Below are 11,647 nucleotides of genomic sequence, written 5' to 3'. Positions count from 1 at the left end.
CGGCCGGCTCGACGGCTCGTTGAGGTGGCCCGCCGCCGGGTCGGCGGCGAGCACGATCGCGAGCGTCACCGCTTCGCCGCGTCGGCGTAGGCCGCCAGCGCCTCGTCGATCGTCCCGTCGACGATCAGCCGTCCGGCGTCGAGGTAGAGCCCTCGACTGCAGAACCGGGTGAGGTCCTTGTCGTTGTGTGACACCAGCACCAGCGTGCGCCCTTCCGCGAGAAGTCGCTCGATGGTCGCATAGCACTTCGCGCGGAACTCCGCGTCCCCGACCGCTGTCACCTCGTCCACAAGCAGCACCGGGTGCGGCAGATGCGCGATCACCGCGAAGCCCAGCCGCACCTTCATCCCCGACGAGTAGTGCCGCACGGACGTGTCGATGGCGCGTTCCACCTGCTCACCGGCGAACGAGACGATCTCGTCGAAGTGCTCCCGCAGGTACGCCGACGACAGTCCGTGCAGCCCGCCCACCAGGTACAGGTTCTCCCGGCCGGTCAGGTCACCGGAGAACCCGGCGGACAGTTCGAGCAGCGGCGCCACCCGGCCGTGCACCCGGATCGAGCCCTCGTCCGGGATGAGCACGCCGGCGATCAGCCGCAGCAGCGTGCTCTTGCCGGTGCCGTTGCGCCCCACCACGCCCACCGTCTCGCCCGGCTCGACCCGGAACGACAGGTCGCGCAACGGCCAGAACCGGCCGGCGTCCGGATCGCGGGCCCCCCGGTGCACGATCAGCTCCCGCAGCCGCAGCTGACGGCGCCGGTTGCGGACGAACCGGATGCCGAGCCCGTCCGCCTCGATGATCGGAGCCATCAGAGTTCCTTCAGCACTGCCGGCTCGAGGCGGTGGAACGCCCACCAGCCCAGCGCCAGCACCGCCACGCTGCCGGACACCGTGATGATGAGCAGCCGGGCGTCCGGGAACTCGTCCGGGTACCAGACCGCGTGGTGCAGTTGGAAGATCCCGACCAGCGGGTTCAGCTCGTACCCGATCTTGAGCCAGCCCGGCATGCCCGACTCCCGGACCAGGTCGAGCGGATAGATGATCGGCGTCGCGTAGAACAACAGCCGGATGATCAGCCGCATGGTGCGCTCGATGTCGCGCATCAGCACGTTGCCCGCCGACAGCAGCAGCGCCAGGCCCACCAGCAGCACGAACTGCACCGCCACCGCGAGCGGCAGGGCCAGCAGGCTCCACCCGGGGCGGATCTTCCCCTGGCTCGCGTAGATCGCCGCGACGGCGACCAGGATCGGCAGCCCGGCCAGATACTCGGCGAAGCGACCGGTGACCCGCCCGATCGGGAAGATCGGCCGGGGCAGGTTCATCGTGGTGATCAGCCGGGACTGCCCGGTGAGCGCGTTCGCGGCCTCGGTCAGCGCCGAACTCGCCCACATCCAGGCGAAGATCCCGGTGATCAGGAACAGCGGGTACGACCCGGCCGCCTCGCCCAGGTGCCGCCGGGTAGCGCCGGAGTAGAGCACGCCGAAGACGAACCAGTAGATCAGGCCCATGCCGAGCGGCTCGATCAACGACCAGAAGTAGCCCAGCACCGACTGCTGGTACTTCACCGCGAGATCCCGCCGGACCAGGATGCGCAGCGAGGTGCGGGCGGACCAGAGCGCCGCGACGCCTGACGTCACCGCACCATGGTCGCGCCTTCCCGTACCCGCGCGACGGCTGTCCGCGCCGGATCACCCCAACGGAGTCAGCACTCGATCACGTTGACGGCGAGCCCGCCCCGCGCGGTCTCCTTGTACTTGACCTTCATGTCCGCGCCGGTCTCCCGCATGGTCTTGATGACCTTGTCCAGCGACACGTGGTGCACCCCGTCGCCACGCAACGCCAGCCGGGCCGCCGTGATCGCCTTGATGCTGGCCACCGCGTTGCGCTCGATGCACGGGATCTGCACCAGACCACCCACCGGGTCGCAGGTCAGCCCCAGGTTGTGCTCCATGCCGATCTCGGCGGCGTTCTCCACCTGCTCCGGCGTACCGCCGAGCGCCTCGGCCAGCCCGGCCGCCGCCATCGAACACGCCGAACCCACCTCGCCCTGGCAGCCCACCTCGGCGCCGGAGATCGACGCGTTCTCCTTGAACAGCACGCCGATCGCACCGGCGGCCAGCAGGAACCGGACCACGCCCTCCTCGGAGGCGCCCGGCACGAACCGGGTGTAGTAGTGCAGCACGGCCGGAATGATCCCGGCGGCGCCGTTCGTCGGCGCGGTGACCACCCGCCCGCCGGCCGCGTTCTCCTCGTTGACCGCCAGCGCGAACAACGTCACCCAGTCCATCGCGCGCAGCGGGTCCTGGCTGCCGGTCTCCGCCTCCAGGCTGCGCCGCATCTCGGCCGCGCGCCGCCGGACCTTCAACCCACCCGGGAGTACGCCGTCACGCGTGCAGCCGTTCTCCACGCACTCGCGCATCACGCGCCAGATCTCCAGCAGTCCCGCGCGGACATCCGCCTCGCTGCGCCAGGACAGCTCGTTGGCGAGCATCACCTCGCTGATCGACAGCCCGGTCTCGGTGGTGACCTTGAGCAGCTCCGCGCCGGTGAGGAACGGATGCCGTACCCGGGTGGCGTCCGCCTTGATCCGGTCCGCCCCGGCCGCCTCCTCGTCCACCACGAAGCCGCCACCCACCGAGTAGTACGTGCGCGTCCGCACCTCGTTCCCGGCCGCGTCGTACGCCGCGAACGTCATCCCGTTCGGGTGGTACGGCAACGAGCGCCGGCGGTGCAGCACCAGGTCGGCGTCCGGGTCGAAGTCGATCCCCTGGCTGCCGAACAGGTCGAGCCGCCGCTGAGTGCGGATCCGCTCCACACGCGGCCCCACCGAGTCGGTGTCGACGGTCTCCGGGACCTCGCCCTCCAGCCCCAGCAGCACCGCCTGGCCGCTGCCGTGCCCGTGCCCGGTCGCGCCGAGCGAGCCGAACAGCTCCGCCCGTACGCGCGCCACGTCGGCGAGCTGCCCGTCGGCCTTCAGGCCCGCCACGAACGTACGGGCGGCCCGCATCGGCCCGACGGTGTGCGAGCTGGACGGCCCGATACCGACGCTGAAAAGATCGAAAACACTGATCATGTGCTGCTTTCCTCGCCGTCGTCCCCGTTGTGCGGATCCGAGCCGGTGCGTGGGTTGCCGTACCCGCCAGGCAGGTGGACGGCCGGCGCCCGGGGTGGGGGCGCCCGACCGGCGAGCCTACCCCGTCCTCGTGAATACCCGCCCCCACTCCGCCGCACGCCCGCCGCAGCGACCACCCGCCCCGCTCCCCCGTCGATCTTGGAGTTGTGGCACCCAGGATGGACGGTTTTACGGCTTTCGCAACCTGCCACAACTCCAAGATCGCCGCACCCCGCAACCACCCCGAGAGATCTTGGTAGGAAACGGCCCTCATAGGGGCCATTTCCTACCAAGATCTCCACCAATCCCACCCACCGAAACACCCGTCTCGCCACACGGAAAGCACTCGACGCAACACCCACCCGAACGACGCCCCCGCCCGCACACCACCCCCACCCTCGCGCGATCTTGCACTTCCGGCCCCGTCAATCCACCGCAAATGGGGCGCGACCGGGGCCTCAAGTGCAAGATCGCGGAAGCGGAAGCGGAAGCGGAAGCGGAAGCGGAAGCGGAAGCGGAAGCGGAAGCGGAAGCGGAAGCGGAAGCGGAAGCGGAAGCGGAAGCGGAAGCAGGAGCAGGAGCGGGGAGGACGGGCGCGGCTCGGCGGCGTGGCCCTGCTGAGCGGGCACCGGCGTTTCCGACCCGTCCCAACGTGGCGGAAAGCGGGGCGGGGAGCGGGGCGGGGAGCGGGGCGGCCCCGCCGAAGGAGCGGCGTGACCGTGGACGCCGGGCTGCGGCGGGCGGGGGATCTTCGCGGGCGAGTCGATGGGGATGGTCCGGGGTATGCACCTACGGGTGCCCGGGTCGCCGATCATCCTCGGGGCCGAGGGCGCGGCGCGCACCCCTTTCTACCGTGGAATCAGCGCGGCGGATCGCCGCAGAAGTGGGAGACGACGATGAGTCGCAAACTGGTCCGGCCCCGCCAGGGGCGCATGATCGCCGGTGTCTGCGCCGGCCTGGGACAGCGGTTCGGCATGTCGGCCGGCATGGTCCGGCTGCTGTTCCTGCTGTCGCTGCTGCTGCCCGGCACGCAGGTGATCATCTACCTGATCCTGTGGGTCCTGATGCCGAACGAGGACCGCTACCTCGCCACCCGCTGACGCGACACGAGCCGGGACACCGGCACACACGCGACGCGCCCGCCCCGGACGATCGGGGCGGGCGCGCGGCGTCAACGCACGAAGATCAGGGAGCCGTGTAGGTGACTGTCACCTTCTCGTAGCCGAGGGACCGCAGCAGCCCTTCCAGCATCTTGCGGGTGTTCTCCTCGGCGCGGGCGGCGAGCCCGCTGTCCCGGGCCGCCGCGGTGATCCGGTCCTCGGCGAGCTTGTAGATCTGCTGCTGCCGGTTGGGGTCGCCGGCCACCAGGTCGTTGAGCCGGTTGATCAGGCCGCGCTGCTGGGCGAACACGTAGCTCTTGTCCATGTCCAGGTCGGTCTCGCCAAGCTGCGGCGCGGGCAGCTTGATCTCGGCGGTCTTGCCGTCCTCGGAGACCACCACGGCGCCGTCGGCGATCTTCGCGAAGTCGACGTACGCCTCGACGCGGCCCGCCCCGACGAACAGCGTGCGCTCGTTGAGCAGGAAGTCGGGCACGTTGCGCCTGTCGTTCTGCACGTCGACCACGACCTGGAAGTTGCCCTCGGCGGCGACGTAGCGGCTCAGGTCACGGATCGACTTGAGCAACGGCGGCTGGCTGCGGTCGGTCTGCTCCTTGGCGAACGGGTTGCGGAAGTCGGGCAGCAGACCGGTGGCCTGCACGCCGAGCAGCACCACCACCGCCAGCGCCGCCGCGCCGAGCACCCAGAGCAGGCCACGCGCCGCGCCGCCGCCGACCGGCGCCGGTGCACGCGGACCGGGCTCGCGATCGGGGTCGCGGTCGTGATCGGGCGAGCCCTCCGCCCGGTCGCGAAGGGACTCGCTGGTGGGGTAGTCCGGGAACTCCCGGGTGGGCTCGTTGATGTCACCGTCGCGGGCCATCGCCCTCACCGTCCTCGTCCGACACATCGACTGACAATGACGGTACGGCCACCGTGCGACAGTCGCTCGTCGAGCGCCCCGATCGGGTGAAACCGCAGGTCAGGCGAATGCGGACACGCCCGTGAGCCGCTGGCCGATGACGAGCTGGTGGATCTCGGAGGTGCCCTCGTAGGTGAGCACGCTCTCCAGGTTGTTGGCGTGCCGCATCACCGGGTACTCGCCGGAGACGCCGTTCGCGCCGAGGATCGTGCGGCACTGCCGGGCGATGGCGAGCGCCTCGCGCACGTTGTTCAGCTTGCCCACGCTCACCTGATCGGGCCGCAGCGTGCCGGCGTCGGCGAGGCGGCCCAGGTGCAGCGCGAGCAGCATCCCCTTGTTCCACTCCACCGCCATGTCGGCGAGCTTGGCCTGGGTGAGCTGGAAGCCGGCGAGCGGGCGGCCGAACTGGGTGCGCGTGGTCGCGTACTCCAGGGCGGTCTCCAGGCAGTCGCGGGCCGCGCCGAGCGCGCCCCAGACGATGCCGTGCCGGGCCTCGGTCAGGCACCCCAGCGGCGCCTTCAGCCCGATCGCCTCGGGCAGTCGCGCGTCCGCCGGCAGCCGGACGTCGTCGAGCGCGATCTCGCCGGTCAGGGACGCGCGCAGCGACATCTTGTGCCGGATCTCGCGCGCCGTCACCCCCGGCGTGTCCATCGGTACGGCGAAGCCGCGCACACCCTCGTCGGTGCGCGCCCAGATCACGCCCACGTCGGCGATCGGCGCGTTGGTGATCCACAGTTTGCTGCCGTTGAGGATCCAGTCGTCGCCGTCGCGGCGGGCCCGGGTGGCCATCGACCCTGGATCGGAGCCGTGGTCGGGTTCGGTCAGCCCGAAGCAGCCGATCGCCTCGCCGGCCGCCATGGCGGGCAGCCAGCGCTGCTTCTGCTCCTCGCTGCCGTAGCGCCAGATGGCGTACATGGCCAGCGATCCCTGCACCGACACGAGCGAGCGGACGCCCGAGTCGCCGGCCTCCAGTTCCAGGCAGGCCAGCCCGTACGCGACGGCGGACGCGCCGGCGCAGCCGTACCCGGTCAGGTGCATGCCGAGCAGGCCGAGCTTGCCGAACTCGCGGGCCAGCTCGCGCGCCGGCACCTGGCCGTCCTCGTACCAGCCGGCGACGTGGGGGCGTACCCGGTCGGCCACGAGCTGGCGCACGACGGCGCGGATCTGCCGCTCCTCCTCGCTGAGCGACGCATCGATGTCGAGCAGGTCAAGAGGAGTCATGGCGTCACCTTAACCAAGGCTCAGCCGGGCGTCACTCGCCCTGGTCGCCGAGGACCAGCACGCGCGCGTGGATCTGGTTGCGCTGCTGCAGCGCCGCGCGCAGCGCCCGGTGCAGGCCGTCCTCCAGGTAGAGGCCGCCGTTCCACTGGACCACGTGCGGGAAGAGGTCGCCGTAGAAGGTGGAGTCCTCCGCGAGCAGCTTGTCCAGCGCCAGTTCGCGCTTGGTGGTGATGAGCTGGTCCAGCCGCAGCGGGCGCGGCGGGATCTCGGCCCACTGCTTCAGCGTGAGGTTGTGCTCCGGGTAGGGACGCCCGTCCCGGACCGCCCTGAAGATCACGGCGTGCTCTCCTCCCCCAGGCCCGGCTGACGATGTGGATGTCAGCCTAACCGCTCAGGTCCACCGTCCCCGCCGCACCACATCCTGCACCGGACGCCGCCCTCTGCGCAGCGACGGTGACCGATGGTCGGCGACTCGATAACCCACAGTGATGGCACCGACGGGGCTGAGTTCCGGCGGTACCCCGAACGCCTCCCGGTACGCCTCGATCCGCTGCGGCGCAATGCCGAAGAAGCAGGCGCCCAGCCCTTCGTCCACGGCGGTGAGCAGCATCAGCAGCGCCGCGAAGCCGGTGTCCACGTACCAGTAGGGCACCGGCCAGCGGTCCTCGGCGCGGTCCGCCCAGCCCTTGTCCGGCTCGGCGTAGCGGTCCAGGTAGGCGTCGCGGTTGGCGTGCGGCACCACGATCAGCGGCGCCCGGCGCATCCCGGCCAGCCAGCGTTCCCGGCCGCCGCCACCAGGCGTGGTCGCCGCCCAGAACCGTTCGCGGTCCTCGGGTTCCTCCAGCACCAGGAAACCCCAGCCCTGGGCGAACCCGGCCGACGGCGCCCGGACGGCGTGGTCCAGCAGCCGGTCCACCACCTCCGGCGGCACCGGCCGGTCGGGGTCGTAGTTGCGCACCATCCGGCGGCGGCGGACGACCTCGGCGAACTCCACGCTCAGACCTCGGGCCGGACGCCCCAGGCGCCCCGCCAGGTCTGCCCCGGCTCCAGCGTGATGACGTCCCGGCCGGAGCGGAACGCATCCGGCGGGCAGGTCATCGGCTCCACCGCCACCGACCGGCGGTGCCGTTCCCCGCCGAGCGTGTCGCCGGTGAACACCTGCCACCAGCCGAACTCGCGGTCCGCCCAGATCCGCAGCCCGGACGAGCCGTCCGGCGCGCTGAGCGTCACCGCCGAACCGCCGTCGGCGTCCCGCTCGACGTCACCGAAGGCGGTGTCGAGGACCAGGTCGCCGATCGGGCGTGGGCTGGTGAAGTCGAACTCGGAGCCGGTCACCTCGGTCGCCCCGACGGGCAGCAGCCGGCCGTCCACCAGCACCCGCCGCCGGGCCGGCAGGTGCAGCCGCAGCCCGTCCACGCCGACCTTCGGCAGTTGCAGGTAGGGGTGCACGGAGAAGCCGAACGGCGCGGGCTCGCCGGACAGGTTCGTCGCCTCGTGCTCGGCCCGCAGCCCGTCCGGGCCGACGCTCCACCGGGCCCGCACCCGCAGCGCCCACGGGTAGCCGGGGCTGGGCGGCAGGTCGTAGCCGATCGTGACGCTGTCCGCAGACTGCTCGATCAGCTGCCATCGCGCCCAGTTCACCAGGCCGTGCAGGGCGTTGTGCCGCTCCGGCTCGGTCAGGTCGAGCTGGAACGACTTCTCCCCGAACGAGTAGACGCCGTCCCGGATCCGGTTCGGCCAGGGCGCGAGCACCTGGCCGGCCGAGCCGGGGCAGACCTCGTCCTCGGCGTACCCGTCGAGGTAGTCCAGGCCGTCGTGCCGGTATGCCCGCAGCCCGCCGCCCACCTCGACCACGACGGCCTCGTGGCCGTCGGCGGCGATGGTCCACTGTGTACCGGACGGTGGCTGCACGTCGATCCCCATGTCGGCGACCCTACCGTCAGCGCCGCTCCTCGGCTGGGGTGGTGGAGCGATAGCGCAGCAACGCCGGGAACGCCGCCACCAGCAGCACCGCCAGCACGGCGGCGGCCAGGCCACCACCGACCATGGCGAAACCGGTGCCGAATCCGGCGGCCATCGCACCGGCGCGCAGGTCGCCCAGGCGCGGGCCACCGGCCACCACGACGGTGTTGACGCCCTGGAGGCGGCCCCGCATCCGGTCCGGCGCGTAGACCAGCAGCATCGACTGGCGCAGCGTGGCGCTGACCAGGTCCGCCGCCCCGGCGACGCCGAGCAGCAGCACCGCCAGCCACAACTGGCCGGCCAGCCCGGCGAGCGCGATCGCCACGCCCCAGCCCACCACCGCCACGGTGAGCGCGACGCCCTGCCGGCGTACCCGGCCGATCCACCCGGAGGTCAGGCCGCCCAGCATCGCGCCGATGGCGATGGAGCTGTAGAGCCAGCCCACCGCCGAGGCGCCGCCGAAGCGTTCCTGCGCCAGTTCCGGGAACAGCGCGCGCGGCATGGCCAGGATCATCGCGATCAGGTCGATGGCGAAGGAGAGCAGCAGCACCCGCGTGGAGGCCAGGTAGCGGAAGCCGTCGACGATGCTGGCCAGCCCGGCCTTGCGGACGCCGCCGTCCGGGTCCGGCGTGGGCGGCATCGCGGGCAGCCGCAGCGTGGCCCAGAGCGCCGCGGTGTACAGCAGCGCGTCCACCGCGTACGCGATGGGCAACGCCGTCTCGACCTGCCACCCGGCGAAGATCAGGCCGGCGGCGAGCGGGCCGAAGACGGCGGCGGCGGTGAACGTGGTGAAGTTCAGCGTGGTGGCGGCCGGAACCAGCTCGGCCGGCACCAGCCGGGGCAGGATCGCGCTGCGGGCCGGCGAGGTGATCGCGAAAGCAGTCGACTGGAGGCCGACGAGCAGCAGGAGCAGCAGCGGGCTGCGCGCGCCGGCCAGCGACTGCACCAGCAGCCCCAGCGTCGAGGCCCAGAGCACGCAACCGCCGACGAGCAGCACCCGGCGGCGATCCCGGGCGTCGGCGATCGCCCCGCCCCACAACGCGAACAGCAGCAGCGGCACGAACCCGGCGATGCCCAGCAGGCCGACCCAGAGCGAGCCGCCGGTCAGGTCGAACATCTCCACCGGCACCGCCACGGCGGTGAACTGGAAGCCGAACATGGCGATCGCGTTGCCGGTCCACACCCGCCGGTACGCGGGCACGCGCAGCGGACGCAGGTCGATCGCCCAGCGGCGCGCTTCCCGCCGCCGGGGCGTAGTGATGTCGGTCACGGCGCGAGCCGCTCGACGACGAAGACCCCGTCCCCGGTACGCCGGAAGCGCAGCCGGTCGTGCAGCCGGCTGGCCCGGCCCTGCCAGAACTCGACGGTCTCCGGCCGGACCCGGAACCCGCCCCAGTGCGGCGGCGCGGGAATCGGGTCCACGTCGGCGAACCGCTCCGCCGCCGCCCGGTACGCCTCGTCCAGCGCGGCCCGCTCCGGCACCACCGACGACTGGGCGCTGGCCCACGCCCCGAGCTGCGAGCCGCGCGGCCGGCTGGCGAAGTACGCCTCGGTCTCGGCCCGGTCCACCTGCTCGACCCGGCCGGTCACCGTCACCTGCCGCTGCATCGGGAACCAGGGGAACACCAGGCTGGCCCACGGGTTCGCGGTCACCTCGGCGCCCTTGCGCGAACCGTGGTTGGTGTAGAAGACGAAGCCCTCCGGGTCGTACCCCTTCAGCAGCACGGTGCGCCCGCTGGGCCGGCCCCGGGCGTCGGCGGTGCCGAGCACCATCGCGTTCGGCTCGGGCAGCGGATGTGCCACCGCGTCGGCGAACCAGCTGGCGAACTGGGTGTGCCAGTCCGTCGCCAGGTCCGTCTCGGTCAGGCCCAGGTCGGCGGCGTACTCGTTACGCATTCCGGCCGGTGCGGGTGTGTCGCCTGTCACTGTGGTCGTCCCTCTCCCGGGCGTGCCGGCGTCCCCCGACGCTGGCCAGGCCCCGGTACCCAGTCTTCTCCTACTCTCACCGACGGCCAGCGGCGGGGATGTCGCGTGGCGCACAGTGGCTGTGGGTCGCGCAGCTTGTTACCCACCGGGCAAGATGTTCCGAACCACATCCCTGAAGGGTCGCCTGAGCTGCGGGGCTCGATCAGCCCGCCCGGGCGCGCCGAGCCGAAGCCAGGAGACGACATGTCCGATTTCAAACCGGGCCTGGAGGGCGTCGTAGCCTTCGAGACCGAGATCGCCGAACCCGACCGCGCGGGGGGATCACTGCGCTACCGGGGCGTGGACATCGAGGACCTGATCGGCCAGGTCTCGTTCGGCAACGTCTGGGCACTGCTGGTGGACGGCCGGTTCGGCCCGGGCCTGCCGCCGGCCGAGCCGTTCCCGGTGCCGGTGCACTCCGGTGACATCCGCGTCGACGTGCAGTCCGCGGTCGCCATGCTGGCGCCGTACTGGGGGCTCAACCAGCTCCTCGACATCTCCGACGAGCAGGCCCGCGAGGACCTGGCCCGGGTGTCGGTGACCGCGCTCTCCTTCGTCGCCCAGTCGGCGCGCGGCCTGGGCCTGCCGGCCGTGCCGCAGAAGGAGATCGACAAGGCGGAGACCATCGTCGAGCGGTTCATGAAGCGGTGGCGGGGTGAGCCCGACCCGCGGCACGTCAAGGCCGTCGACGCGTACTTCATCTCGGCCGCCGAGCACGGCCTGAACGCCTCCACCTTCACCGCCCGGATCGTCGCCTCCACCGGCGCGGACGCCGCGGCCTGCATCTCCTCCGGCATCGGCGCGCTCTCCGGCCCGCTGCACGGCGGCGCACCGTCCCGGGTGCTCAGCATGCTGGAGGCGGTCGAGCGCAGCGGCGACGCCGACGGGTACGTCAAGGGCGTGCTCGACCGGGGCGAGCGGCTGATGGGCTTCGGCCACCGGGTCTACCGGGCCGAGGACCCCCGCGCCCGCGTGCTGCGGCGTACCGCCAAGGACCTGGGCGCACCGCGCTTCGAGGTCGCCGAGGCGCTGGAGAAGGCCGCGCTGGCCGAGCTGCAGGCCCGCCGCCCGGACCGCGTCCTCGCCACGAACGTCGAGTTCTGGTCGGCAGTGGTGCTGGACTTCGCCGAGGTGCCGGCGCACATGTTCACCTCGATGTTCACCTGCGCACGGATGGGCGGCTGGTCCGCGCACATCCTGGAGCAGAAGAAGCTCCAGCGGCTGGTGCGCCCGTCGGCGACGTACGTCGGCCCCGGCTCGCGCAAGCCGCAGGAGGTCGAGGGCTGGGACGCGATCCCGCACGGCGTCTGACGCCTCGCCCGGGCCCCGCTTCCACCCGCCGGTGGAGCGGGGCCCCGGCACGTCCGGGGCG

General features: G+C 72.1%; 12 protein-coding genes. 2 read left to right on the top strand and 10 right to left on the bottom strand.

The genetic code is table 11. The features are described from left to right. Positions 1-65: 65 nt before the first annotated feature. The 3 genes from MicB006_RS02675 to MicB006_RS02665 form a co-directional block, all read right to left on the bottom strand. Positions 66-812, bottom strand: a complete 747-nt coding sequence (locus tag MicB006_RS02675) for an ABC transporter ATP-binding protein (protein ID WP_192900256.1) — start codon at positions 810-812, stop codon at positions 66-68. Next, positions 809-1,636, bottom strand: coding sequence for an ABC transporter permease (locus MicB006_RS02670; protein ID WP_030503548.1), 828 nt, complete (start codon positions 1,634-1,636; stop codon positions 809-811). Before MicB006_RS02670 ends, MicB006_RS02675 begins: the two co-directional genes overlap by 4 nt. A 65-nt stretch (positions 1,637-1,701) precedes the next feature. Beyond that, positions 1,702-3,072 carry an L-serine ammonia-lyase gene (locus MicB006_RS02665; protein ID WP_116503608.1) on the bottom strand — a complete coding sequence of 457 codons (1,371 nt, stop codon included), beginning with the start codon at positions 3,070-3,072 and terminating at the stop codon, positions 1,702-1,704. Between the two features lie 935 nt (positions 3,073-4,007). Here MicB006_RS02665 and MicB006_RS02660 point away from each other — a divergent pair. Next, positions 4,008-4,211, top strand: coding sequence for a PspC domain-containing protein (locus MicB006_RS02660; RefSeq protein ID WP_030503550.1), 204 nt, complete (start codon positions 4,008-4,010; stop codon positions 4,209-4,211). 85 nt (positions 4,212-4,296) lie between these two features. On the opposite strand, the gene MicB006_RS02655 is transcribed toward MicB006_RS02660, so the two are convergent. The 7 genes from MicB006_RS02655 to pdxH all read right to left on the bottom strand — a co-directional run bounded on the left by MicB006_RS02655 (position 4,297) and on the right by pdxH (position 10,206). Then, on the bottom strand, positions 4,297-5,088 hold the full coding sequence (locus tag MicB006_RS02655; protein WP_116503607.1) for a DUF4230 domain-containing protein: 792 nt from the start codon (positions 5,086-5,088) through the stop codon (positions 4,297-4,299). 99 nt (positions 5,089-5,187) lie between these two features. After that, positions 5,188-6,348: an acyl-CoA dehydrogenase family protein gene (locus MicB006_RS02650; protein ID WP_116503605.1), complete on the bottom strand. Its 1,161-nt coding sequence runs from the start codon at positions 6,346-6,348 to the stop codon at positions 5,188-5,190. A 31-nt stretch (positions 6,349-6,379) separates the two neighbouring features. Next, entirely contained in the window at positions 6,380-6,685 is a 306-nt protein-coding gene (locus MicB006_RS02645) for a type II toxin-antitoxin system VapB family antitoxin (protein WP_013283726.1), read from the bottom strand. 54 nt (positions 6,686-6,739) lie between these two features. Next, on the bottom strand, positions 6,740-7,342 hold the full coding sequence (locus MicB006_RS02640) for a nitroreductase family protein (protein WP_073826007.1): 603 nt from the start codon (positions 7,340-7,342) through the stop codon (positions 6,740-6,742). A 2-nt stretch (positions 7,343-7,344) separates the two neighbouring features. Beyond that, on the bottom strand, positions 7,345-8,271 hold the full coding sequence (locus tag MicB006_RS02635) for an aldose 1-epimerase family protein (protein ID WP_116503603.1): 927 nt from the start codon (positions 8,269-8,271) through the stop codon (positions 7,345-7,347). A gap of 16 nt (positions 8,272-8,287) precedes the next feature. Then, positions 8,288-9,580, bottom strand: coding sequence for an MFS transporter (locus tag MicB006_RS02630; RefSeq protein ID WP_116503601.1), 1,293 nt, complete (start codon positions 9,578-9,580; stop codon positions 8,288-8,290). Next, positions 9,577-10,206, bottom strand: coding sequence for a pyridoxamine 5'-phosphate oxidase (pdxH, locus tag MicB006_RS02625; RefSeq protein ID WP_192900255.1), 630 nt, complete (start codon positions 10,204-10,206; stop codon positions 9,577-9,579). Before pdxH ends, MicB006_RS02630 begins: the two co-directional genes overlap by 4 nt. Before the next feature lie 273 nt (positions 10,207-10,479). Between pdxH and MicB006_RS02620 the strand changes: the two genes are divergently transcribed. Further along, positions 10,480-11,586, top strand: coding sequence for a citrate synthase 2 (locus MicB006_RS02620; protein WP_073826022.1), 1,107 nt, complete (start codon positions 10,480-10,482; stop codon positions 11,584-11,586). The last annotated feature ends 61 nt before the right edge of the window (positions 11,587-11,647 follow it).

The sequence above is a fragment of the Micromonospora sp. B006 genome, from assembly GCF_003408515.1.
In the GTDB taxonomy this organism is placed as follows: Bacteria; Actinomycetota; Actinomycetes; order Mycobacteriales; family Micromonosporaceae; genus Micromonospora; species Micromonospora echinospora_A.
The sequence above is the reverse complement of the archived record's forward strand: the minus strand, read 5'-3'. Positions and strand labels throughout refer to the sequence as shown.